The sequence below is a fragment of the Spirillospora sp. NPDC000708 genome, assembly GCF_040299565.1.
GTDB lineage: Bacteria > Actinomycetota > Actinomycetes > Streptosporangiales > Streptosporangiaceae > Spirillospora.
Window position 1 is genome coordinate 11,793 of sequence record NZ_JBEPCJ010000059.1, and the last position, 24,242, is coordinate 36,034.

20 protein-coding genes are annotated in these 24,242 nt (G+C 73.5%); 9 read left to right on the forward strand and 11 right to left on the reverse strand.

What is annotated here, in order from left to right:
- Positions 1-3 precede the first annotated feature (3 nt).
- The 6 genes from ABT299_RS33440 to ABT299_RS33465 all read right to left on the reverse strand — a co-directional run bounded on the left by ABT299_RS33440 (position 4) and on the right by ABT299_RS33465 (position 8,482).
- Entirely contained in the window at positions 4-1,662 is a 1,659-nt protein-coding gene (locus ABT299_RS33440) for an L-lactate permease (protein ID WP_500253174.1), read from the reverse strand.
- 151 nt (positions 1,663-1,813) lie between these two features.
- On the reverse strand, positions 1,814-3,871 hold the full coding sequence (locus ABT299_RS33445; protein ID WP_500253175.1) for a xanthine dehydrogenase family protein molybdopterin-binding subunit: 2,058 nt from the start codon (positions 3,869-3,871) through the stop codon (positions 1,814-1,816).
- Positions 3,868-4,842, reverse strand: coding sequence for an FAD binding domain-containing protein (locus ABT299_RS33450; RefSeq protein ID WP_500253176.1), 975 nt, complete (start codon positions 4,840-4,842; stop codon positions 3,868-3,870). The genes ABT299_RS33445 and ABT299_RS33450 overlap by 4 nt, the downstream gene beginning before the upstream one ends.
- Complete coding sequence (locus ABT299_RS33455; protein ID WP_190861054.1) at positions 4,839-5,390, reverse strand: 2Fe-2S iron-sulfur cluster-binding protein; 552 nt, start codon at positions 5,388-5,390, stop codon at positions 4,839-4,841. Before ABT299_RS33455 ends, ABT299_RS33450 begins: the two co-directional genes overlap by 4 nt.
- A 33-nt stretch (positions 5,391-5,423) precedes the next feature.
- Complete coding sequence (locus ABT299_RS33460; RefSeq protein ID WP_500253177.1) at positions 5,424-5,936, reverse strand: VOC family protein; 513 nt, start codon at positions 5,934-5,936, stop codon at positions 5,424-5,426.
- A gap of 53 nt (positions 5,937-5,989) precedes the next feature.
- Complete coding sequence (locus ABT299_RS33465) at positions 5,990-8,482, reverse strand: FHA domain-containing protein (protein ID WP_387022444.1); 2,493 nt, start codon at positions 8,480-8,482, stop codon at positions 5,990-5,992.
- A 113-nt stretch (positions 8,483-8,595) separates the two neighbouring features.
- Here ABT299_RS33465 and ABT299_RS33470 point away from each other — a divergent pair, with 113 nt between their 5' ends.
- Positions 8,596-9,312 carry an LmeA family phospholipid-binding protein gene (locus ABT299_RS33470; RefSeq protein ID WP_190861060.1) on the forward strand — a complete coding sequence of 239 codons (717 nt, stop codon included), beginning with the start codon at positions 8,596-8,598 and terminating at the stop codon, positions 9,310-9,312.
- A 30-nt stretch (positions 9,313-9,342) separates the two neighbouring features.
- Here the strand turns inward: ABT299_RS33470 and ABT299_RS33475 are convergent, their stop codons facing one another.
- Positions 9,343-10,224: a Cgl0159 family (beta/alpha)8-fold protein gene (locus tag ABT299_RS33475; protein ID WP_500253178.1), complete on the reverse strand. Its 882-nt coding sequence runs from the start codon at positions 10,222-10,224 to the stop codon at positions 9,343-9,345.
- A 62-nt stretch (positions 10,225-10,286) separates the two neighbouring features.
- On the reverse strand, positions 10,287-10,661 hold the full coding sequence (locus tag ABT299_RS33480) for a phage holin family protein (RefSeq protein ID WP_387022450.1): 375 nt from the start codon (positions 10,659-10,661) through the stop codon (positions 10,287-10,289).
- 117 nt (positions 10,662-10,778) lie between these two features.
- On the opposite strand from ABT299_RS33480, the gene ABT299_RS33485 reads away from it, so the two are divergent.
- Positions 10,779-12,914 (forward strand): terpene synthase family protein, encoded by a 2,136-nt coding sequence (locus ABT299_RS33485; RefSeq protein WP_500253179.1) that lies wholly within the window; start codon positions 10,779-10,781, stop codon positions 12,912-12,914.
- Here the strand turns inward: ABT299_RS33485 and ABT299_RS33490 are convergent.
- Positions 12,865-13,242: a MerR family transcriptional regulator gene (locus ABT299_RS33490; protein ID WP_500253180.1), complete on the reverse strand. Its 378-nt coding sequence runs from the start codon at positions 13,240-13,242 to the stop codon at positions 12,865-12,867. The two genes, ABT299_RS33485 and ABT299_RS33490, sit on opposite strands and share 50 nt — an antisense overlap.
- A gap of 93 nt (positions 13,243-13,335) precedes the next feature.
- On the opposite strand from ABT299_RS33490, the gene ABT299_RS33495 reads away from it, so the two are divergent.
- Complete coding sequence (locus tag ABT299_RS33495) at positions 13,336-14,121, forward strand: amidohydrolase family protein (protein WP_387022456.1); 786 nt, start codon at positions 13,336-13,338, stop codon at positions 14,119-14,121.
- Positions 14,122-14,247: 126 nt separating this feature from the next.
- Positions 14,248-16,353, forward strand: a complete 2,106-nt coding sequence (locus ABT299_RS33500; protein ID WP_500253181.1) for a DUF1990 family protein — start codon at positions 14,248-14,250, stop codon at positions 16,351-16,353.
- 15 nt (positions 16,354-16,368) lie between these two features.
- Here ABT299_RS33500 and ybiA read toward each other — a convergent pair whose 3' ends face one another.
- On the reverse strand, positions 16,369-16,896 hold the full coding sequence (gene ybiA, locus ABT299_RS33505) for a riboflavin biosynthesis intermediates N-glycosidase (protein ID WP_500253182.1): 528 nt from the start codon (positions 16,894-16,896) through the stop codon (positions 16,369-16,371).
- 210 nt (positions 16,897-17,106) lie between these two features.
- Between ybiA and ABT299_RS33510 the strand changes: the two genes are divergently transcribed.
- The 5 genes from ABT299_RS33510 (at position 17,107) to ABT299_RS33530 (ending at position 23,004) form a co-directional block, all read left to right on the forward strand.
- Positions 17,107-17,241, forward strand: coding sequence for a hypothetical protein (locus ABT299_RS33510; RefSeq protein ID WP_277820028.1), 135 nt, complete (start codon positions 17,107-17,109; stop codon positions 17,239-17,241).
- A gap of 242 nt (positions 17,242-17,483) precedes the next feature.
- Complete coding sequence (locus ABT299_RS33515) at positions 17,484-18,770, forward strand: nucleotide sugar dehydrogenase (protein WP_500253183.1); 1,287 nt, start codon at positions 17,484-17,486, stop codon at positions 18,768-18,770.
- Positions 18,767-20,137: a glycosyltransferase family 2 protein gene (locus tag ABT299_RS33520; RefSeq protein WP_500253184.1), complete on the forward strand. Its 1,371-nt coding sequence runs from the start codon at positions 18,767-18,769 to the stop codon at positions 20,135-20,137. The genes ABT299_RS33515 and ABT299_RS33520 overlap by 4 nt, the downstream gene beginning before the upstream one ends.
- Positions 20,130-21,668 carry a polysaccharide deacetylase family protein gene (locus tag ABT299_RS33525; RefSeq protein ID WP_500253185.1) on the forward strand — a complete coding sequence of 513 codons (1,539 nt, stop codon included), beginning with the start codon at positions 20,130-20,132 and terminating at the stop codon, positions 21,666-21,668. Before ABT299_RS33520 ends, ABT299_RS33525 begins: the two co-directional genes overlap by 8 nt.
- A gap of 34 nt (positions 21,669-21,702) precedes the next feature.
- On the forward strand, positions 21,703-23,004 hold the full coding sequence (locus tag ABT299_RS33530; RefSeq protein WP_500253186.1) for a polysaccharide deacetylase family protein: 1,302 nt from the start codon (positions 21,703-21,705) through the stop codon (positions 23,002-23,004).
- Positions 23,005-23,070: 66 nt separating this feature from the next.
- Here ABT299_RS33530 and ABT299_RS33535 read toward each other — a convergent pair whose 3' ends face one another.
- Positions 23,071-24,228: an ABC transporter substrate-binding protein gene (locus ABT299_RS33535; RefSeq protein WP_500253187.1), complete on the reverse strand. Its 1,158-nt coding sequence runs from the start codon at positions 24,226-24,228 to the stop codon at positions 23,071-23,073.
- Positions 24,229-24,242: the final 14 nt, after the last annotated feature.

Sequence of the window (24,242 nt, forward strand, 5' to 3'; positions counted from 1 at the left end):
CCGTCACGGCACCATCCACGACAGCACCCCGGTGGACTGGAGCCCCGACAGCACGCACATCCCGGCCAGGAACAGCAGGCTCCACAGCACGACGCGGCGGAAGATGTCGCCCTCGCGGCCGTCCAGGCCGACGGCGGCCGCGGCGATCGCGAGGTTCTGCGGGGACACCATCTTCCCGAGGACGCCGCCGGAGCTGTTGGTGGCGGCCATCAGGACGGGCGACAGGTCGGCCTTGTTCGCGGCGGTGATCTGCAGGGCGCCGAACAGGGAGTTGGACGAGGTGTCCGAGCCGGTCACGGCGGTGCCGAGCCAGCCGAGGACCGGGGACAGCACGGCGAAGGCGCCGCCGGCGCCCGCCATCCAGGTGCCGAGGGTGACGGTCTGGCCGGAGGCGTTCATCACGAACGCGAGGGCCAGCACCGCCATCACGGTGACGATCGCCCAGCGGAGCTGGACGAGCGTGGTGCCGTAGGCGCGCAGCGCCCGGGCCGCGCCGACGCGCAGCGCGATCATGGTGAGGAGGCCCGCGGCGAGCATCTGGGTGCCGGGCGTGGTGAAGTAGTTGAGGGTGAACGTCGGCAGCGTCGACGGCTTGCCGGACGCGCTCGTGATGTGCAGGCCGGGCCAGCCGACCGTCTGCGTCGCGCCGTTCAGCCACTCCTTCACCTGGTCGATCTGGCAGACGACGAACACCGCGATGATGATCGCGTAGGGGGCGTAGGCGCGGACGACGTCGGCCCGCGCGTCGGCGGGGGCCGCGCCGGCGGTTCCGCCGCGGCCGGCGCGGGCGGCGAACTCCGGGGTGGGCTCGTCGGCGGCGCCGCCGGCGATCACCGGGCGGGCCGGGGCGTGCGGGCGGCGCAGCCGGACGGCGAGGACGACCGCGGCGGCCGACACCAGCGACGCGACGACGTCGGCGAGCGGCACCGAGAGGAAGTTGGCGGTGGCGTACTGCGCGACGCCGAACGCGGCGCCGCAGAGCAGCGCGGTCGGCCACGTCTCGCGGACGCCGCGCCGGCCGTCGGCGATCAGCACCAGGATCAGCGGGACGAACACGGCGAGGATCGGGGTCTGGCGGCCGACCATGGCGCCGAGCGTGTCGCTGGACTGGCCGGTGACCTTCCCGAGCGTGAGGATCGGCGTGGCCATCGCGCCGAACGCGACGGGCGCGGTGTTGGCGGTGAGCGCGAGGACGGCGGCCTTCAGCGGCTCGAAGCCGAGCGCGATCAGCATCACGGAGGTGACCGCGACCGGGGTGCCGAACCCGGCAAGCGCTTCCAGCAGCGCGCCGAAGGAGAACGCGATCAGGATCGCCTGCAGCCGCTGGTCGTCGCTGACCCGCGCGAACGTCCGGCGCAGCACGTCGAAGTGGCCGGTCGCGACCGTGATGTTGTAGACCCACAGCGCGTTGATGACGATCCACAGGATGGGGAAGAAGCCGAACGCGGCGCCTTCGCCGCCGGCGAGGAACGCCTGCCCGGCCGGCATCCCGTACGTCCAGATCGCGACGGCCAGGGAGACCGCCAGCGCGATCAGGGACGCCAGCCAGGCGCGCATTCGCAGGGCGCCGAGCAGGACGAACAGCACCGCCAGCGGCAGCGCGGCGACCAGCGAGCTCCAGCCGAGCGAGTCGGCCACGGGATCGAGGACCTGTCGGTACACGAGATCACCTCGCGGTTAGGAGCGGCCCCCGAGTTGGACGATCAATACCCCGTGGTGTGTCCCGCCTCACATCTGATAGTGAATTTTTCAATCAGTCGGCACTCCTCCGGGGGCGGCCCCCAGACGCGCTGGGCCGCCGCCCGAAGGCCGCTCAGAGCAGCGGGAGCAGCCGGGACGGGGTGATCGGCAGGTCGCGGACGCGGACGCCGGTCGCGTGGTGCACGGCGTTCGCGACGGCCGCGGCGGCGCCCACGATGCCGATCTCGCCGATCCCCTTGGTCCCCATCGGGTTCAGGTGCGGGTCGGACTCCTCCACCCACGCCGCGTCGATGTCGCGGACGTCCGCGCAGGCAGGGACGTGGTACTGGGCGAGGTCGCGGTTGACGTAGTCGCCGTACCGCGGGTCCATGACGCTCTCCTCCATCAGCGCCATGCCGATCCCCATCGTCATGCCGCCGATGAACTGCGACCGCGCGGTCTTCGGGTTGATGATCCGCCCGGCGGCGAACACGCCGAGCATCCGCCGGACCCGGACCTCGCCGGTGTCGGCGTCCACCTCGACCTCGGCGAACTGCGCGCCGAACGCGTGCCGGGCGTACTCGTCGCGCGCCTGGATCTCGTCGGTGGTGTCGGCGGACGCCTCCAGCCCCCCGGGCGGGACGGAGCCGTTCATCTTGCCGCGCAGCGACTCGCACGCGCGGACGACGGCGGTGCCCCAGCTCGCGGTGCCGGCGGAGCCGCCCGCGACGGTCGCCTGCGGCAGCGCGCTGTCGCCGATCTCGACGGTCACCCGGTCGGCGTCGGCCTTGAGCGCCTCGGCGGCGATCAGGGTGAGGGCGGTGCGGGCGCCGGTGCCGATGTCGGCGGCGGCGATCCGGACGGTGAACGTGCCGTCCGCGTCGGCGCGCGCGGTGGCCTTGTTGGGCCGCATGTAGGCGGGGTACGTGGCCGCGGCGACGCCCGTCCCGACGAGCTTGCGCCCTTCCCACCGGGCGCCGGGCGCGGGGTCGCGGTGCTCCCAGCCGAACCGGTCGGCGCCCTCGCGCAGGCACAGGACGAGGTTGCGGGAGCTGAACGGGAGCCCGCTCTCCGGCTCCCGGTCGGTGTCGTTGCGGACCCGCAGCTCGACCGGGTCGATCCCGGCGGCGCACGCCAGCTCGTCCATCGCCGACTCCAGCGCGAACATGCCGGGCGTCTCGCCGGGCGCCCGCATCCACGACGGCGTCGGGACGTCGAGGCGGGCCAGCCGGTGCGAGGTGCGGCGGTCGGCCGCGCGGTACATGACGCGGGTCGGCGTCGCGGTCTGCTCGGCGAACTCGGTGACGGTGGAGGACTGCTCGAACACCTCGTGGATGATCGAGTTCAGCGTGCCGTCGGCGTCGGCGCCGAGCCGGAACCGCTGGATCGTGGGGGTCCGGTAGCCGGTGGTGGCGAACATCTGCTGGCGCGGCACCGCGAACTTCACCGGGCGGCCCACCGCGCCCGCCGCCATCGCCGCGAGGACCGAGTTGGGGCGCGGCGAGCCCTTGGAGCCGAACCCGCCGCCGACGTGCGGGGCGATGACGCGCACGTGCGTGGGGTCGAGGCCGAACACCTGGGCGATCGTCTGCTGCGCCGGCGAGGAGCCCTGGGTGGAGTCGTAGAGCGTGAGGGTGCCGTCGGGGTGCCACTCGGCCGCGGTCGTGTGCGGCTCCATCGGGTTGTTGTGCTCGGCCGGCGTCGTGTACGTGGCGTCCACCCGCACGGCCGAGCCGTCGAAGGCCCCTTCCGGGTCGCCCTGCTCGGTGTCGGCGGGGAACACCGGGTTCACCTTGTCGGGCTTGTACAGGCGCGGGTCGTCGGCGCTGAGCCGCGCCTCGAACGGCTCGGACACGTAGTCGACGCGGACGTGCCGCGCCGCCTCCCGCGCGATGTCGAGCGTCTCGGCGATGACGGCGGCGACGAACTGGCCCCGGTACGCGACCGTCCGGGACTGGAACAGCGCCAGCTCCTTGTCCGGCACCTCGTGCAGGTGCGGCGCGTTCTCGCAGGACAGGACGGCCAGCACGCCCGGGATGCGCAGCGCGGCGTCCGCGTCCACCGCCGTGATCTCGCCCTTGGCGATGGTCGACTGCACGGCCGCGGCGTAGGCCGGGTTCTCCAGCGGGTACTCGTAGGCGTAGCGGGCCGCCCCGGTGACCTTCTCGCGGCTCTCCAGCCGGTCGGTCATGACTGCTCCCCCAGCTCGGTCAGCGTCCGGACGATCAGGTTGCGCGCGAGCGGCACCTTGTAGGCGTTGTCGCGCAGCGGCTCGGCGCGGTCGAGCTCCGCCTCGGCGGCGCGCTGGAACTCCTCGCCGACCGCCGGCGCGCCGCGCAGCGCCTCCTCGGCGCGGCGCGCCCGCCACGGCTTGTGCGCGACGCCGCCCAGCGCGATCCGCACGTCGCGGACCGTGCCGCCCTCGACGTCGAGCGCGGCCGCGATCGACACCAGCGCGAACGCGAACGACGCGCGCTCGCGGACCTTGCGGTACCGGGACGGGATGTCCAGCGGCGGCACCTCCACGGCCGTGATGAGGTCGCCGTTCTCCAGGACCGTGTCGCGCTGCGGCTCGTTGCCGGGCAGCCGGTGCAGCTCCCGGAGCGGGATCGTCCGCTCGCCGTCGCGGCCGAGGACGTGGACGGTCGCGTCGAGCGCGGCGAGCGCCACCGCCATGTCGGACGGGTGGGTCGCGACGCACGCCTCGGAGTGGCCGAGGATCGCGAGGTTGTGGTGCTCGCCCTCCCGGGCCGGGCAGCCGCTGCCCGGGTCGCGCTTGTTGCACGGCTTGTCGGTGTCCTGGAAGTAGGAGCAGCGCGTGCGCTGCAGCAGGTTGCCGCCGACGGTCGCGAGGTTGCGGATCTGCCCGGACGCCCCCGCCAGGACGGCCTGCGCCAGCATGGGGTGGCTCTCGCGCACCGTCCGGTCCGCCGCGAGGGCGCTGTTGCTGACGGCGGCGCCGATGAGCAGGCTCCCGTCGGGCCGCAGCTCGATCTCGTCGTAGGGCAGGTGGGACACGTCCACCAGGCGCGCCGGGTTCTCCACGCCGAGCCTCATCAGGTCGACGAGGTTGGTGCCGCCGCCGAGGTAGAAGGCCCCGTCGTTGTGCATCTGCAGGGCGTCGTCGGCGCTCGCGGCGCGCTCGTACACGAAGGGCCTCATGCCCTGGCCTCTTCCGTCTCGGTCTTGCGCGCCGCCTCCCGGACCGCCTTGACGATGCCCGTGTACGCGCCGCACCGGCACAGGTTGCCGCTCATGCGCTCGCGTATCTCGTCGTCGTCGAGGACGGGGTCGGCGCTGAGGTCCTCGGTCACCGCGCTGGGCCAGCCCTTGTCCGCCTCGTCGAGGACGGCCGTCGCGGAGCAGAGCTGCCCCGGCGTGCAGTAGCCGCACTGGAACCCGTCGTGCTCGATGAACGCCTCCTGGAGCGCGCTGAGCCGGCCGTCCCGCGCGAGCCCCTCCACGGTGACGACCTCCGCGCCGTCGTGCGCGACGGCGAGGGCCAGGCACGCGTTCGCCCGGCGGCCGTCCAGCAGGACGGTGCACGCCCCGCACTGCCCGTGGTCGCAGCCCTTCTTCGAGCCGGTCAGCCCGAGGTCCTCGCGCAGGGTGTCCAGCAGCGACGCGCGCGTGTCGACGCGGAGCCGGTGCTCGGTCCCGTTCACGACCAGCGCGATCTCGGCGTGTACCGGAGTGACTTCGCTGTCCATGCCCGGGGCCCTACCCCGGATCGGCGCAGGCAGTCAGGGGGTCCAGCGGCGGTCGGCGGTGTCCTTCTCGTACGGCTGCGGATCGGGGTAGGTGAGCAGTTCGAAGGTGCTGCCCCACGGCGTCCGCGCGTACTGGTACCGGTTGCGGTCGCCGGCCTCGGGGCCGGGCAGCCGCTGCGGTTCGCCGAGCAGCACCCCGCCCGCGTCCGCCACGCTCCGCGCCGCCCCGTCCAGGTCGTCCACGTAGAAGCCGACGTGCTGCCAGCCGAAGTCGCTCGGCAGCGCGGGCGGCCGGCGCTCGGTGCCGCGGAACTCGAACAGCTCCAGGCCCGGGCCGTTCGGCAGCCGCAGCATCCGCATCGCGACCTCCTCGGTGCCCGCGGGCACGCCCAGGCGCCGCTCGGTCTCCGGCCCGGTGACCGGCCCGTCCTCCCGGCGCAGCGTGTCGTACAGCGGCCGCGCCCCCAGCACGGCGCCGAAGAACGCGGTGGCCGCCTCCAGGTCCGGGACGGTCACCCCGACATGATCGATCCCCCTCACGCTCATACCGCCCGCATGCCCGGCCCCACCAGGCCCAACCCGTGGCGGCCGTCACGTGATCAGCGGCGGCGCCGGGGACGCAGCCGGTACAGCCGGTACCAGGCCAGCAGGGAGAACAGGACGCCGAGGCCCGCCGCGACGCCGAGGTCCATCCCCCAGGCGCTCACCGCGTGCTTCCACGCCGGGTCGGCGCCGCCCGCGTGCGGCATGATCGAGTCGAGGTCGATAGTCGCGGCGGCCGCGCCGAACCCCCAGCGGGACGGCGACAGCCACGCCAGCTGCTCCAGGCCCGGCTTGCCCGCGAGCCGCACCAGCCCGCCGGACAGCACGAGCTGCCCCATCGACAGCACGATCAGCAGCGGCAGCGTCTTCTCCGAGCTGTTCACCGACGCCGACACCAGCAGCCCCAGCGTCATCGACACCACGCCGAGCAGCGCCATCGCCAGCATCAGCTCCGGCAGCACCGCCGTGAACGTCCCGGAGGACGGCAGCTTCACCCCGATCGTCCCGATCAGCGCCAGCACCACCGCCTGCAGCGCCGTGATCACCCCGAGGACCAGCAGCTTCGACATCAGGTACACGCCCGCCGACAGGCCCGCCGCGCGCTCCCGGCTGTAGATCGTCCGCTCCTTGACCAGCTCGCGGACGGCGTTGCCGGTGCCGGCGAAGCACGCCGCGAACGCCAGCACCATCAGCTTGGACGCGGCGTCGGCGTTCGGCGAGGGCCCCGTCAGCCCCTTCGGCGCCGGGATCGCGGCGCTCAGCCCGCCGAGGATCAGCGGCATCACCCCGAGCAGCACCAGGTAGCTGCGGTCGGACGCGATCACCGCGAGGTAGCGCCGGCACAACGTGCTGAGCTGCGCGAACCGGGACTGCTGCCGGGGCGGCGGCGCGGGCACCGCGGTGTCGGCCTGCACGGCGCCGCCCTGCCGGCCGCTCTGCACGTACCGGGCATGGCGCGGCGAACCGCGGAACTCGGTGGCCCAGTCCCGGTCCGGCTCCCGGTCGAACGCCTGGAACACCTCCGCCCACGACTTCTTCCCGAAGTGCTCCAGCCCCTCCGCGGGCGGCCCGTAGTAGGCGAGGCGCCCGCCCGGGACGAGCACGAGCAGCCGGTCGCAGGCGTCCAGGTTCGCGACGCTGTGCGTGACGACGATGACCGTCCGGCCGTCGTGCGCCAGCTCCGCCAGCATCTCCATGACCGTCTTGTCCAGGCCCGGGTCGAGGCCGGACGTCGGCTCGTCCAGGAACAGCAGCGACGGCTTGGTCAGCAGCTCCAGCGCGACGCTGACCCGCTTGCGCTGCCCGCCCGAGAGCCGGTCGATGCGGGTCGAGGCGTGCGCGGTCAGGCCCAGCTCGCCCAGCACCTCGTCCACCCGCTGCTCGCGCTCCTGCTTGCGGGTGTCGCCGGGGAACCGCAGCTCCGCGGCGAACAGCAGCGCCTTCCGCGTGTCGAGCTGGGTGTGCAGGATGTCCTCCTGCGGGACGAGCCCGATGCGGTGCCGCAGCTCGTCGTAGTCGGAGTACAGGTCGCGGCCGTCGTAGCGGACCGTGCCCTCCGTCGCGGGCCGGGTCCCCGTGACCGCGCCGAGCAGCGTCGACTTGCCCGCGCCGGACGGCCCGATCACCCCGACCAGCGACCGCTCGGGGATCGGGAAGCCGACCCCGTCCAGGATCACCTTGCCCTCGGGCGTCCGGACGATGAGGTCCTCCACCGACAGCGACACGTCGCCGGTGTCGACGTACTCCCGCAGCTCCTCGCCGACCAGCTGGAACGTCGCGTGCCCGATGCCGAGCAGGTCGTTCTCGGTGAACTCCGCCGACTCGACCCGGTTGCCGTTGACGTAGGTGCCGTTGTGGCTGCCGAGGTCGACGATCCGGTGCCGTCCGGGGCCGAGGCTGCGCAGCTCCGCGTGGTGCCGCGACACCACGAGGTCCGGCACGACGATGTCGTTGTCGGCGGCGCGGCCGATCCGCAGCGTCTTCGGCGCGACCCGGATGATCTGGCTCGGGTTCCGGTCGACGCTCGGCCGGAACGCCGCGGCCGGTTCCGGCCGCGGCGGCGGCACCGTGCGGGGCAGCGGGGGCCGCTGCGGGACGGGCGGCGCCGTGCCCGACGGCGGGCGCGGGTTCCCGGCCGGGCGGCCGGGCGGGGCCGGCGACTGGACGGGCGGCGCCCCGTGCCCGGCGGCCGGCGGGTACACCTGGCGGCGGCTCGGCGGCGGGCTCTCCGGGAAGCAGGCCAGGCTCTCGCCCTCGGTGGAGTGCCCGAGCAGGAACGTGCGGTGCCCGCCGATCTCCATCCGCTCGATGCGTCCGCCCTGGCAGAACGTGCCGTTGCTGCTGCCGACGTCCTCGATGAGCCAGCCGTCGGGGCCCGTCCGCAGCACGGCGTGCCACCACGAGACGCGCGGGTCCGACAGCGCGATGTCGGACGCGGGGTCGCGGCCGATGCGGTAGGAGCCCCCGGGACGCAGCCGGTGCACCCGGTCCCGCGTGCGGACGACGAGAACGGGCGCGGCGAGCGATTCGGCGGAAGGTCCGGCCGTCATGCGGGGAGTGTAAGTCCTCGCCCCGGAAATGTCGCGGCCCGTTTTTCGGGCCCGGCATTCACGGGACACCGGTCCCATTGACATGGTCCGGGCGACGGAATTGAGTGAACGCCATGGCGAATCCGCCGGGCGCGGCTGCCGTCACCCGTGTCGAACGCCTTCCGCGGCGCGGGCGGCCTCGGTGGCTGACCGTCCTGATCTGCGCCGTCGTGCTGCTCGCGCTGCTCCTCGTGGCGGCCGACCGCGGCGGCGTGGTCTTCGCGCAGCACGAGATGGCCGTGCAGATCAAAAAGGAGGGATTCCCGGCGACGCCGAAAGTGACGATCAAGGGATTCCCCTTCCTCACCCAGGTCGTGTCCCGCCACTTCGGCGATGTGCGGCTCGAGGCGAGCAGAATCACCGAGGGCCCCTTGCGCATCACGAACCTCAAAGTGCGCGCTCGGGACGTCCGGGTCGATTCCGGTTTCAGCAGCGGCACGCTCGGCAGCGTGGACGGCACCGCGTTCGTCAGCTTCAAGGACCTGGCGAGCGCCAGCGACAACCCCGACCTGGTGCTGACGGCCGCCGGGAACAACCTGGTCAAGGCGAAGATGGACCTCGGCATCACGGAGGCCACCGCCACCGCGACCGTCACCAAGCAGGGCAACAGCATCGTGGTGCGGACCCAGTCGATCGAGGGGTTCTCGCGCTCCGACATCGGCAACGACCTCGACTTCACCGTCCCGGTGAGCGGCCTGCCGATGGGGCTGACGTTCCAGAGCGTCACCGTCTCGGGCGCCGGCGTCGGGCTCCACGTGACCGGCCGCAACGTGAAGTTCAGCGACTCGTGACCTCCACCGCCGCGCCGGGCCGCGGCGGGGTCAGAGGAGCTCGACGGCGGCGTCCACGGCCGCGCGGACGTCGCCGTCCGGCGGGTAGAGCAGGGAGCGCCCGGCGACCAGGCCCTTCACACCGGGCAGCCGCAGGGCGCGGCGCCACCCGTCCAGCACGGGGCCCGGATCGTCGCCGATGTCGCCGCCGAGCAGCAGCAGCGGCAGCGTCGTCGCCGCCGCGACCCGCTCCATCCCCGGCACGACCGGCACCTTCAGCCACGTGTACGCCGACGTGGCGCCGAGCCCGGACGCGACCGACACCGCGCGGATCATCGCCTCCGGCGTCAGCAGGTTGCGGAGGCGCCCCTCGACGCGGTGCGCGACGAACGGCTCGACGATCGCCATCAGCCGGTGCCCCGCCAGGCCCGTGACGGCGCGCCCGCACGCCTCCAGCGTCCGGGCCGTCGCCGGGTCGGCGTCGTCGATGCGCAGCAGCATCTTGCCGCCGTCGAGCCGGGACGCCGCGATCGCGTCCGCGTCGTAGGCGGTGAACCGGTCGTCGATCTCGAACGCCGTCCCCGCGAGCCCGCCCCGGTTCATCGAGCCGATCGCGAGCCTGCCGTCGAGCACGCCCAGCAGCGCGAGGTCCTCGATGACGTCGGGTGTGCCGAGCACGCCGTCCACGCCGGGCCGCTCCAGCGCCGTGCAGAGCCGTTCGAGCAGGTCGCCGCGGTCGGCCATGGCGACCGGATCGCCGCCCGCCGCCAGCGCGCCCCGCGCGGGATGGTCCGCCGCGATGATCATCGGCCGGTCCGGGAGGGACGCGGGCCGGACCCGGCGGGCCACCGCCTCGGCGACCGCCTCCGGCCGCACGGCCCGGACGTCCGTCAGCTCGCCGATGCGCACTCCGCCGAGTCTGCTGACGATCATGGCGGGCTGTCAATCGCGGACGCCGCCGGCCGGGCACCGTCGGCAGGGGTGCGCGCGGCGGCTCACCCGGAGTCGGTGATGATCTCCGCGACCTGCCGGGCCGTCTCCGTCGGCAGCGGCGCGGGCAGCCCCTTCCACTTGCGGGACGCCGCCATCGCGGCCGCGCCCGCACCGCCCCCGTACGCCAGCGCCGCGACGAACGACGCCAGCTCCGGCGGCAGCTTGCGCTCCAGCAGCTGCACGTTCATCCGGTAGGACGCCGCGGTCGCCATGACCCCGAGCGCCCCCGCCAGCGCGCCGAACCGCAGCGCGGGCACCCGCTTGCGCGCCTTCGTGACCATTTCCTCCTGCGCGGCATCGATGACCTGCCGGACGAGTGCCAGGTTCTCCTCCACCGGATCGTCCTTGATCTTCGCCGCGGCTCGCGACTTCGCCATGACCTCGGCTTACCCGTTGCATTGCGAAGGATTCAGGAGAGAAAGATGTCACTGTGCGCGACTTTGCGGGTGCTGTAGGTTGCGGAGCGTCCCCGAGCAGGAAGGCGTGTCCGGTCGATGCAACCGTTCGAGCTGCCCGACTTCTACGTCCCTCATCCGGCCCGGCTGAACCCGCACCTGGAGCGGGCGCGCGCCCACAGCACCGCCTGGGCCCGCGCGATGGGCATGCTCGACGACGCCCGCGACCCCGGCACCCCCGAGATCTGGGACGAGGCCGCGCTCGACGCGATGGACTACGCACTGCTGTGCGCCTACACCCACCCCGACTGCGACGGCCCCGAACTCGACCTCGTCACCGACTGGTACGTCTGGGTCTTCTACTTCGACGACCACTTCCTCGAGGTGTTCAAGCGGCCGCGGGACCAGGCGGGCGCCCGCGCCTACCTCGACCGGCTCCCCGCGTTCATGTCGCTCGACCCGGTCGACCCGCCCGAGCCGCAGAACGCCGTCGAGCGCGGCCTCGCCGACCTGTGGGCCCGCACCGTCCCCGCCCGCTCGCCCGCCTGGCGCCGCCGCTTCGCCGAGAGCACCGGCGCGCTGCTGCGCGAGTCGCTGTGGGAGCTGTCCAACATCAGCACCGGACGCGTCCCCAACCCCGTCGAGTACGTCCAGATGCGCCGCAAGGTCGGCGGCGCCCCCTGGTCGGCGGACCTCGTCGAGCACGCCGCCGGGGCGGAGGTCCCCGCCCGCGTCGTCGGCACCCGCCCGCTGCGCGTGCTGAAGGACGCCTTCGCCGACGGCGTCCACCTGCGCAACGACATCTTCTCCTACCAGCGCGAGACGGAGACCGAAGGCGAGGTCAACAACTGCGTCCTGGTCGTCGAGCACTTCCTCGGCGTCGCGCCCCAGCAGGCCGCCGACACCGTCAACGACCTGCTCACCTCGCGGCTGCGCCAGTTCGAGAACACCGCCCTCACCGAACTCCCCCCGCTCTACGAGGAGCACGCGCTCACCCCCGCGGAGAGGGCCGCCGTCACCGCCTACGCCAAGGGCCTGCAGGATTGGCAGTCCGGCGGCCACGAATGGCACCTGTGCTCCAGCCGCTACATGAACGAGAAGTCCATCGGCATGTCGGCGACGCGCGTCCCCGCCCTGGTCCGAGCGGCCCGCCTCAGCCGTCCCCACGTCCCGTACCAGAAGGTGGGGCCGACGCCCCTCCCGGAATTCGACATGCCGTACCAGGCCCGCGTGAACCCGCATCGGGAAAGGGCGCGGAAGAGCGTCATCGCCTGGTGCGCCGCCATGGGCATGCTCGCGCCGCTCCCCCGGCATCCCGTCCCGCTCTGGACGGCCGAGAAGCTCGCCGGGTTCGACTTCGCGGTCTGCGCGGCGTCCATCGACCCCGACTCCGCGCCCGAGGCCCTCGACCTCGCCACCCAGTGGCTGGCCTGGGGCACCTTCGGCGACGACTACTTCCCCGCCGTCTTCAATCGCGACCGCGACTTCGCCGGCGCGAAGCGGTTCTGCTCGCGCGTCCCCGGGTTCATGCCGCTGGACTGCGGCCCCGCGCCCGTCCCCGAGAACCCCTTCGAGACCGGCCTCATCGACCTCTGGCACCGCACCGCGTCCCCCATGAACGGCCGGGGCCGCCGGGAGTTCCGCGCCGCCGTCGAGCACATGGTCGGCAGCTGGCTGTGGGAGCTGCACAACCACCTCCAGTCCCGCGTCCCCGACCCCGTCGACTACATCGAGATGCGCCGCCGCACCTTCGGGTCCGAGCTCACGATGGCCCTGACCCGCATCGGCCTCCTCCGCGAGATCCCCGCCGAGGTCTTCGCCACCCGCACCCTCCAGGAGATCGACGCGTCCGCGATGGACTACGCCTGCCTCCTCAACGACGTCTTCTCCTACCAGAAGGAGATCGAGTACGAAGGCGAGCTGAACAACGGCGTCCTCGCCGTGCAGCACTTCCTCGACTGCGGACGCGACGAGGCCCTGCCGATCGTCAACGACCTCATGGCGTCCCGCCGCCGCCAGTTCGAGCGGCTCGCCACCGAGGAACTCCCGGCCCTGGCCGACGACATGGGCCTGGACGCCGGCACCCGCGCCGCACTCGACGCCTACGTGGCCGAACTCCGCGACTGGATGGCCGGCATCCTCAAGTGGCACCGCGAGACCGCCCGCTACGACCGGCGCGAACCCGTCAGCCCGCGGTGTCTCCGTCCGGCGCTGCGACGGCCTCGGTGCGGGTGATGGTGCGGGTGAGCAGGGAGCGGGCCTCGGCGATCTCGGCGGCGCGGCGGTCGAGCTCCGCGAGCCGCTCGTGCAGCACCTCCAGCGTGCCGGGGCACGGGCGCAGGGCGTCGACGCCGGCGGCGCAGGGCAGCAGGCGCGCGATCGACCGCGTCGGCAGGCCGGCGGCGAGCAGCGCCCGGATCCGGGCCACCGTCAGCTCGGCGTCGTCGCCGTACTCGCGGTAGCCGTTGGCGCGGCGGCTCGACTCCAGCAGGCCCTGGTCCTCGTAGTAGCGGATCAGCCGCTCGCTCACCCCGGTGCGCCGCGACAGCTCCCCGATCAGCACGGCTCTCCGATCAGCACGGGCGTCCTCCTCGGCTTGACCTTCCAACCGTGTCAAGGAGCGACAGTGAGGCCCTATTCCGCACCGGAGGAAAAGATGATCATCGATGCGCACGGGCACGTCCACGATCCCGTCGAGGACCACATCGCCCTGCTGGACGACGCCGGGGCCGACCGGGCCGTGCTGTTCGCGACCCGCCCGCATCCCGAGCGGGCCGCCGACCTGGCGTCGCTGCGCCGGGAGATGGACGTCCTCGGCAGGAGCCTCGGCGGACAGGCGAACACGCTCGACTCCTACCGGGCCGCCTGGGCGGAGCACGCGGCCGCCCTCGCGGCGCGCCCGGACCGCTTCATCGGGTTCCTGTCCGTGCCGCTCGGCATGGGCGGCGAGGAGATCGCCGCGATCGTGGAACGCGACGTGGTGGCGGCCGGCCTGCACGGCATCGGCGAGCTGACGCCGCCGCCGGGCCGCGCCGACCTCGTGGAACCGGTGCTGCGGGCCGCCCGCGACCACGGCGGCCTGCCCGTCGTGGTGCACGGGTCGGCGCCCGCGACCGGGGACGACCTGGAGACGCTCGCGGGGCTCGCCCGCCGGTACCCGCGCGTCCCGCTGGTGGTGAGCCAGCTCGGCGGGGCCCACTGGATGCGCGCGATCGACCTCGTCCGCGACACGCCGAACATGTACCTGGAGCTGTCCACGGCGTCCATCGTCTTCGCGGTCCGGGTGGCGATCGCGGAGATCCCCGACCGCACCCTGTTCGGCTCCGACGCGCCCTACGGCGATCCCGTGCTCGCGCGCATGACCGTCGAGCGGGTCACGTCCCCCGGCGAGGTCCGCGACCGGGTCCTCGGCGGCACCCTCGCCGAGATGCTCGCCCTCTGAGGCCGTGGACGCGCGTCCCGGCGGCGGGCGCTGGTTGGGCACCGGCGGCGCGGGTAGGGCCTGACCAGCACGTAGGCACGCGCGGTGAGGGCGTGGCGACGGAGGCGCGAGTCATCGGGGGGCGCCGTGCGGAGACGGTGGCGGCAGCGTGCGCGTACCGCGCGCTGGCCGGCGGGGGCGGGCATCGCGCTCTGGCGATGGCTCCGGACGGCCCGCACGGCGCGGCGGGAGCGGCTCCGGACGGGACCGGGCTTCGACCCGGCGCGGCTCCCGCAGCACGGCGGCGACCGGGTCCAGGGCCTGCGCCAAGGGGTCGGCCCCGTCTACCAGCGGCGCTACACGGTCCGGATCGTCGGCAGCGACCTGGACGCGCCCGCGCTGATGGACCGGCTGCGCGCCGACGTCAACACCGCGTCGCCGGTCGAGTTCGCGGTCTTCGACAAGACCTCCGGGTCCTCGCCCCGGCTGGAGCTCGGGGACGAGTACGACGTCCACATGCCAGGCCCGTGGAACCTCCCGGTGCGCGTGGTGGAGCGGACGCCGCGGTCCTTCCGGCTCGCGACCCTCCAGGGGCACATCGAGGCCGGCGAGATCGAGTTCCGCGCGAAGGACACCGAGGACGGCGGGCTGCGGTTCACCATCGAGTCGTGGACGCGGAGCGGCGACCGGCTGGCGGACGTGCTCTACGACCGGGTGCGCATGGCCAAGGAGATGCAGCTCCACATGTGGACGCACTTCTGCTGCCGGGTGGCCGAGCTGGCCGGGGGCCGGCCGGCGGGGGACGTCGAGGTCCTCACCGAGCGGACCGAGCTCGCCGGTGACTCCTCGCGGATCGACGGGCGCCATCTCGCCGAACCGGTGGCCGGCGCGCTCGCCCGCGCGTTCACCGCGCTGGCGAAGGCGCGCGGCGGCCGGCCGCTGCATCCCCGCGGGCTCGTCCTCGACGCCACGCTGCGGCTGTCGGGCACCTCCCGCTTCTGGGGCGTCCCGCTGCTGGACGACACGGCGGAGCTGCGGGGCGTGGCGCGCCTGTCCCGGGCGATCGGCCTGCCGTCCCCGTTCCCCGACATCCTCGGGCTGGCGCTGCGTTGGCGGCAGCCCGCGGGCGCGGACGGCGGCGAACCGGCGACCGCCGAGCTGCTGCTGGCCACGACGGGCCACGGACGGCTCGGCCGCCACCTGCTCCGCCCGGCGGCGCGCTGGGGGCCGGGCTTCTACGGCTGCCTGCTGCCGTACACGGCGGGCGACCGCCACGTCCTGCTGGGCGCGGTCGCGCGGCGCGCCCTCCCGGGCGACCCCGCCGCGCTGGCCCGTGTCGCCGGCGAGGGCCCGATCCTGATGGACCTGGTCGTGGCCACCGAACTCGGCCCGTGGGAGCGGTTCGGGGAACTGGTCCTCACGCGGCCCGCGCGCACCGACGACCCCGTGCCGGTGCGTTTCAACCCGGCGCGGCACCCGATCCCGGGGCTGCGGCCGGGCGGTCCGCTCCAGCAGGTGCGGCGCCGCTCCTACGACGCCGTCCAGGAGGCCGGCAGGGGCACGAGCCCGACCGGCCGCCGGAAGGGCACCGCGCGGCCCAGCGGTCCGCGGAAGCACCGCCGGCTCCAGCGGCTCTTCGAGGGGCTGCGGGACCGGCCCGTGAACTTCGAGGTCCGGGACCGGCCGGAGAGCGCCGGGCCGTCCGGCTGGCGCATCGACGACCGCCGCCAGCCGCTCCCGCTGGAGCGCCCCGGCCCGCCGGAGCCGGAGGGCAGCTGGGAGATCGCGCGCCGCCTCGTCAGGGACTACGAGTTCGCCGACCCGCGGATCATCCGGCGCGCGTACCGGACGGGCGCGCCCGAGCCCGGCGCCGACATGCTGCTCGAGGCGCGGTTCTTCGGGCTCCGCTTCCACCTCGGCGTCCGGGTCGGCGACGTCGTCGACACGGTCGTCGAGCAGGACGGCCGGCAGGTGCGCGTATGGGGCTGGAACTACCGGACGCTGGACGGGCACCTGGAGCGCGGCCAGATGGACCAGGAGGTCCGCAAGTGGCTCGACACCGGGGAGGTGGAGTTCCGCCTGCGCGCCTTCTCGTGCGCCGCCGACATCCGCGACCCGGTCGTCCGGCTCGGGTTCGCCCTGTTCGGACGTCCGACGCAGCTCGAGTACCAGCGGCGGGCGTGCCGCCGCATGGCCGACCTCACCGAAGCCGCCCTCGCCGCGCGCCGCACCGCGCGGGCCTCGGGCGGCTGACGTCGGGGACGCGGGTCAGTCGCCGAGGGAGTCGCGGACGGTCATCAGCGCGAACCCCAGGAGGTTGCCGCCCTGCCATTCGGCGGGGTTCGCGGCCCGCGGGTCGTCGGCGGCCAGGCCGATTCCCCAGACGCGGTCGAGGGGGCTGGCCTCCACGAGGACGCGGGAACGGGTGGCGGCGAGGTAGTCGCGCAGCTCCGCGTTCTGGGTGAACTTCGCCCGGTTCCCGGCGACGACGATGGACGTGCGATGGGCGGTCCAGACGTCCTCGTCGAAGCCGCGGACGCGGCGGCCGAGGTCCTTGGCGGCGCCCGGGTGGGGCGCGGCGACGACGGCGGCGGCCGTTTCCTCGTCGGAGAACAGCCGGGCCTTCTCCGCCATCATGTAATGCTCCGCCGTGGCATAGGTCACTCCGTCCACGGTGAAAGGCGACGGCCACCATTGGCTGAGATAGCCGGGGCCCGGCGTCCGGTGGCCCCAGAAGAACAGGTACTTCGGGGGCGTGCCCTCCTCGTGGAGGCGGATGAGCTGCTGGACGTCCATGCCGACGATGGTGGCAGGGCCGGGCCCGCGGCGCGAGCCCGTTTCGGGCGGGCGGAATGCGGCGCCCGGCCGGGGCGTTGTCACCCGGTGGGCCGCGCGGTCTAGACCATTTTGCTAAACCGGGTGGGTCATCGGGGAAGATCTTCTTATTTCGGTCGGCCCGGATGCCGAGAATCACGGGCCGTCGTCAACGGGAGGACAGCAGTAGAAATGGACAACGCTCTGGCGAACCCTCGTCGCACCCGGATCAACTCGTGGCCGGAGCGCCGCCCCGCGGACGGCGACTCCGAGCGTCCGCTGGACGCGGAGGCGGCCTCCTCGGAGGACGACCTCGCCGCACGTTGACCGGCCGGATTCGGCCGCGCTCAGGACCCGCTCGCATACCGGGCGGGTCCTGCTCTTTTCACCAGATCACCGGCATGATCGCCAACCGGTGGACAGATGTCGTCCGCCATCGGGCGTAGATGACCTCCGCTGAAGTGCGGTCCCCCGTCAATCAGCTGCCAAAGACGCTTTACCCCGTCTTTGCCATTGGCTGATGGACTCCGGCCATCGGACCGGAGCTCACACGGGGAGATCACTGAGCCATGTCCTCCGCTGCTTCGCCCCTCGGGGCCCGGCGCACGGATTCATCCACATACGACGTCGCCGTCATCGGGCTGGGCTACGTCGGGCTGCCGACCGCGCTCGCCTTCCACGCCGCCGGGCAGCGGGTGCTCGGCGTCGACCGGGACCCCGGCCGGCTGGAGGCGATCCGGGCCGGCCGCGTGGACCTGCTGGACAGCGACCACCGCCGGCTGCGCGCGGCGCGGGACGGCCTCGCCGTGACCGCCGACCCGGCCGACGCGGCCCGGGCCAACGCCCTGATCATCTGCGTGCCGACGCCCGTCAACCGGCACCTCGTCCCCGACCTCGGCGCTTTGACGGAGGCGTGCGCCACGGCCGCCGCGCACGCACGGGCAGGGCAGACCATCGTGCTGACCTCCACCAGCTACGTCGGCTCGACGCGGGAGCTGCTCGTACGGCCGCTGGCCGCGCGCGGCCTGCGGGTCGGCACGGACGTCTTCGTCGCGTTCAGCCCGGAGCGGATCGACCCGGGCAACGACCGGCACCCGCACGAGGAGGTCCCGCGGGTGGTCGGCGGCGTGACGCCGCGCTGCGCGGCGCGGGCCATGGCGCTGCTCGGCCGGTACGCGGGCGACCTGCACCGGGTCTCCTCGGCGGAGGCGGCCGAGATGACCAAGCTGCTGGAGAACACGTTCCGGGCGGTCAACATCGCGCTGGTCAACGAGTTCGCGGACGCGAGCCGGCTGCTGGAGCTGGACGTGATGGAGGTCATCGAGGCGGCCGCGACCAAGCCGTACGGCTTCATGCCCTTCTTCCCCGGCCCCGGCGCGGGCGGCCACTGCATCCCCTGCGATCCGCACTACCTGCTGTGGCAGCTGAAGCGGGACCGGCTGCACACGCCGCTGGTCTCCGCGGCGATGAACGCGATCGCGATGCGGCCGGGGCAGGTGGTGGAGCGCGCCCGGCAGGTGCTGTCGGACCACGGGCGCGGCCTGGCCGGCGCGGACGTGCTGGTGCTCGGCGTCGCCTACAAGCCGGACGTCGAGGACCTGCGCGAGTCGCCCGCACTGGAGATCATCGACGGGCTGCTGGCGGCGGGCGCCGCCGTCCGCTACCACGACCCGCGCGTCCCCGAGCTGGTCACCGAGGGCGGGACGAAGCTGGCGAGCGCCGAGCCCGGCCCCGCCGACCTGGTGATCGCGCACACCCCGCACCAGGGCCTGGACCTGGACTGGCTGCGGGAGGACCAGCTGCTGCTGGACGCGACGTACCGCTTCTCCGGGCCGGCCCGGCGCGTGGCGCTGTGAGCCGTGACCGCAGGTCGCCGGTCCCCTTCGGCGGCCTGCCCTGGCGGGCCCGCCTGGTCTCGCTGGGGGCGCTGGCGGGCGTCGCCGTCATCTGCGGCGTCATCGTCTGGCACGTCGGGGTGAAGGTCGCGTACATGCGCGGCGACCTGCTGCTCCCCACGTACACGGTGCTCGTCAGCAGCTACGTGATCAGCCGGTTCGTGCTCGCGGCGTTCTACCGCCCGCCGCGCGACGCCGGCATCGCCCCGTCCGTCGCGATCGTGGTGCCCGCCTACAACGAGGGCGAGGCCGTCGCCCGGACGATCCACTCCTGCCTGGGACTGGACTACCCCGCCGGCAAGCTGGAGATCGTCGTGGTCAACGACGGCTCCACCGACGACACCTGGGACCACATGCGCGAGGCCGCCGCGCGCTACCCGAAGGGCCGGGTGCGCTGCGTCGACCTCGGCGCCAACAAGGGCAAGCGCGCGGCGATGGCGGCCGGGATCCGGGCGACGTCGGCGGAGATCCTGGTGTTCGTCGACTCCGACTCGATGCCCGCGCCCGGCTCCGTCCGGCTGCTCGTGCAGGGGTTCGCGGACGGGAGGGTCGGCGCGATCTCCGGCCTCACCTACGTCCGCAACGCCGAGAGCAACGTGCTGACGCGGATGCAGGCGGCCCGGTACTACGTGTCGTTCCAGCTGCTCAAGAGCGCCGAGTCGGTGCTGGGCGCGGTCACGTGCTGCTCGGGCTGCTTCGCCGCGTACCGGCGGGCGGCGATCGCCCCGCTGCTGGACGCCTGGGAACACCAGCGGTTCCTCGGCGTCGAATGCACCTACGGCGACGACCGCGCGCTCACCAACCGGGTCATCAAGTCGGGCTGGACGACCCGCTACGACTCCCGCGCGGAGGCGTGGACGGACGCGCCCGACCGGTACCGCAAGTTCTTCCGGCAGCAGCTGCGGTGGAAGAAGTCGTGGAGCCGGGAGGGGCCGCTGCTGCTCGCGCACGTGTGGCGGAGCCGGACGCGGGCGCTGCCGTCCATCGCCGTCCAGACCATCGCGGGCCTGCTCAGCCCGGTCGTGGTGCTGTACAGCCTCGCGGTCCCGCTCGCGGGCGGCCGCTTCCCGATGATCTACTTCCTCGGCCTCTACCTGGTGTCGATGGGGTACGCGCTGACGTACCGGATGCTGCGCGACGACGGCATGTGGATCTATGCGTTCGTCGGGACGTTCTTCTACGTCGCGTTCTCCCCGCAGCTGCTGTGGGCGGTCGCGCGGATCCGGGACGGGAAGTGGGGCACCCGGGACGCGTCGCCGCCCCCGTCGCCGCCCCCGTCGCCGCCGCGCCCGGTCCGGCTCTACAGCGCGGCGGCGAGCGATGGCTGACCGGGAGGAGCCCGCGCCCTGGGAAAGGCCGCCGCCCGGCCGGTCCACCAGGGCCGTCCGGGCGGTCACCGGCCTGGTGTTCCTGTGCGCGCTCGCCCTCGCGCTGACGACGTGGGTGACGCTGAGCCGGCCGTTCGATCCGGGCCAGAAGGCGGCGCCCGCCGTCCGGCTGGACACGGCGTCGGCGCGGACGGCGGCGGCGCTCCCCCGCTACCCGGGGTCGGTGCTCGTCCTGACCTACCACGGGGTGTCCGACACCGATCACTCCGGCGGCACGCTGTCGCGCCGGCTGTTCGGCGAGCACATGGCGGCGCTCGCGGCGGCCGGGTACCGGACCGTCCGGCTGCGGGACGTGGAGGACCTGCTCGCGCACCGGCCGGTCCGGCTGCCGCCGCGCGCCCTGCTGCTCACCTTCGACGACGGGCAGCTCACCGACTGGACGACCGCCGACCCGGTGCTGAAGGCGCACGGCTTCACCGCGGCCGGGTTCCTCACCACCGGGAGGATCGTCCAGCCGGGGACGCCGTCGTACTACCTGTCCACCCGGCAGGTCCGCGGCCTGGCCGCGACCGGGCGGTGGGAGTTCGGCTCGCACGGCGACGACCTGCACGACCTCACCCGGGTGCCGGGGGACGTCGCCGCGCCGATGCCGAACCTGGTCCAGGTGCGCGGCCGGACGGAGACGATCGGGCACTGGCGCGCCCGCGTCCGCCGCGACCTGGACCGCAGCCAGCGGTTCTTCGAGCGGACGCTCGGGCGCCGGGCCACCGCGTTCTCCTACCCGTTCGGCGCGTCCGGCGGGACCGGCAACGACCCGCGGATCGCGGCGGAGCTGCCCGTGCTGATCCGGCACGCCGGGTTCAGCGAGGCGTTCACCGGCGAGAACGTCCCGACCGACCACGTCGACGCGCTCACCGCCGGGTCGCCGCGCTGGACGCTCGGCCGGATCGGCGTCCGGTCCACCACGTCGGTGGCGGACCTGCTGGAGATGATCCGCGCCGCCGTCCCCACCGCGCCGCCGCGCGACCTGGCGGCGCTGCCCTGGACGGGCGACCTCGCCCAATGCCGGCGCCGCGCGTCCGACCTGCGCGTCACCAGCGACGTCTACGGGAGCTGCCTGCTCACCGGCGTCAACACGAGCCAGTGGACGGACTACCGGGTCAGCACGTCCGTCACCGGGATCGACCCGCGCACCAGCGCGGTCATCGCGGTCCGCGACGGCGCGGGCGCGGGCCACCGCGGCCGCGTCGAGGTCGTCGTCGGCGCCGCGTCCGTCCTGGTCCGGCAGCAGATCGGGGACGCGGGCCCGGTCGTGCTCGGCCGGACCCGGATCGCGGCGCGCGCGGGGGCCCGGTCCGTCCGGATCGAGGCGCGCGGCCACCGGCTCACCGTCACCGTGGCGGGCGGCGCGCCGCTGCGCGCCGCCATCGACCCGCGGCTCAACGAAGGAGGCCTCACGTTCGAGATCGCGGCGCGCGACCGGCGCACGCTGGTCTTCCGCGATCCGGCGCTCGTCCCGCTCGGGCGCTGAATCCACCCCCACGACTCCCCCACGGAGTACCCCCATGTCTCCACGAAGACTTCTCAGCCTCCTCACCGCCGCGCTGATCGGCGCGGCGGCCGTCCTCGCCGCCGTGCCGGCGAGCGCCGACACCGGCACGGTCGTGTCGCTGACGTTCGACGACGGGTCGCAGGACCAGTACGACAACGCCCGCCCGGCGCTCGCGAGCCACGGCATGAAGGGGACGTACTACATCAACAGCGCCCGGGTCGGCACGTCCGGGTACATGACGCAGGCGGAGATCGCGTCGTTGGAGTCCGCCGGCAACGAGATCGGCGGCCACACCATCACGCACGCCGACCTGCCCACCCTCTCCACCGCCGAGCAGCAGCGGCAGGTCTGCGACGACCGCGTGGCGCTGCTGAACATGGGCTTCACCGTCAAGAACTTCGCCTACCCGTACGGGAACGCGAGCAGCACGTCCGAGCAGGTCGTGCACGACTGCGGCTACAACAGCGCCCGGACCGTCGGCGGCGTCGTCTCGCCCGGCGACTGCAGCGGCTGCGGCTACGCCGAGACGATCCCCCCGGCGGACGCCTACTTCACCCAGACCCCCGACTCCGTCAAGACGGGCACGACGCTCGCGCAGCTCCAGGGCTACGTCACGCAGGCCGAGACGCACGGCGGCGGCTGGGTGCAGCTCGTCATCCACCACGTGTGCAACGGCTGCGACGACACCTACGCCGTCAGCCCGGCCACGCTGTCGTCGTTCCTGGACTGGCTCGCGCCCCGATCGGCGAACGGGACGACGGTGAAGACCGTCGGCCAGGTCGTCGGCGGGAGCCTGCAGCCGCCCGTCAACGGGCCGCCGTCGCCCGCGACCGTCCAGAACCCGTCGCTGGAGGCGGCGACCGGAGGCGTCCCCGACTGCTTCCAGCTCGGCGGGTACGGGACGAACACCTTCGCCTGGACGCGGACGAACGACTCGCACACCGGGCAGTACGCCGAACGCGTCGACGTCACCGCCCGGACCGACGGCGACCGCAAGCTCGTCACGAAACAGGACGCCGGGACCTGCGCGCCCGCCGCGACACCGGGCCATGCCTACCAGCTCGGGGTCTGGTACAAGGGCACCTGGGCGGCCGGCGTCACCACCAAGATGAGCATCTACTACCGCAGCGCGACCGGCGCCTGGACGTTCTGGACGAACGGCCCGACGCTCGCGCAGACGAGCACCTGGCAGCAGACGCTCGTCACCACCCCCGCCGTCCCCGCGGGCGCCACCAACATCAGCTTCGGCGTCGCGCTGCCGGGCGTCGGGACCCTCCTCGTCGACGACTTCTCCCTCACGGACCAGGGCGCATGACCGAGGAAACGAAGGCGGCCGGGCCCGCGGGGCCCGGCCGCCCTCGGTCGTCCGGGTGGTCCGCCGTCAGCCGTCGGCCTTGACGACCGTCCCGTTCTTCATGATCCCGATGGAGGTCGCCTTGATCCCGACCCCGGTCTCGTCGTAGCGGAAGTCGCCGAGCAGCCCCTGGTACTGCACGGCGCGGATCGCGTCGGCCAGCTTCTTCCCGGTCGCGACCTTGCTGTTCTTCAGCGCGGTGAGCAGGATCGATGTGCCGTCGTAGGCCTTGGCGCCGTGCAGTTCGGCGTCCTCGCCGTAAGCGGCCTTGTAGGCGGCGGCGAACTTCTTGGACGCGTCGCTGACGTCGTTGCTCAGGTAGGGCGAGCTGACGATGGTGCCCTCGACGTTCTTCACGCCCGCGGTGTCGCGGTAGACGGGGGTGCCCTGCGGGGCCGCGCCGGCGAACGGCGCGTCGATGCCGAGGTCGCGGGCCTGCTTGACGATGAGCCCGGACTCGACCTCCTCGGAGCCGACGAAGATCACCTCCGGCGACCTCTGCCGGATCTTGGTGAGCTGGGCGCTGAAGTCCTTCTGGTCGGTGGTGACGACCTCGTCGGCGACCGGCTTGACGCCACGGTCGGTCAGCGCCTTGAGGAACGCGTCGTGCTCCCCCTTCCCGTAGGAGCCGTTGTTGCTGATCATCGCGATCTTCTTCATCTTCTTGCCGTCCACGACGTACTTGGCGAGCGTCTCGTCGTAGGTGGTGGACGTGGGCCCGTTGAGGAACAGGAACGGGCTCTTGAGCGCGACCATCCCGTTGGACTGGCCCGAGGCGATGTTCGGGATCTCCTCCTGGCGCAGGGTGGGCGCCATCGCGATCGTGACGGCGCTCTCGGCGGTGCCGATCATCGCGATGTAGTGCTGGCTGCCGATCTTGCGGGCGATGTTGGTGCCGACGGTCGGGTCGCCCTGGTCGTCGAAGACGTCCAGCTTGATGGTGCGGCCGTCGATGCCGCCGGCCTTGTTCCATTCGTCGACGGCGAGCTTGGCGCCCTTGTACTCCCACTTGCCGAGCGAGCTGAGCTGCCCGCTCTGCGCGTCGACCACGGCGATCTTGATGGGGCCGCTGCCGCCGGAGCCGGAGTCCTTCGACTCACCGGGGGCGCCGCACGCCGCGGTCAGGCCCGCGGCGAGGACTCCGGCGGCCAGGGCGGAGACACGGAGTCGGGGGATGGTGCGCATGGATTCACCTCGGT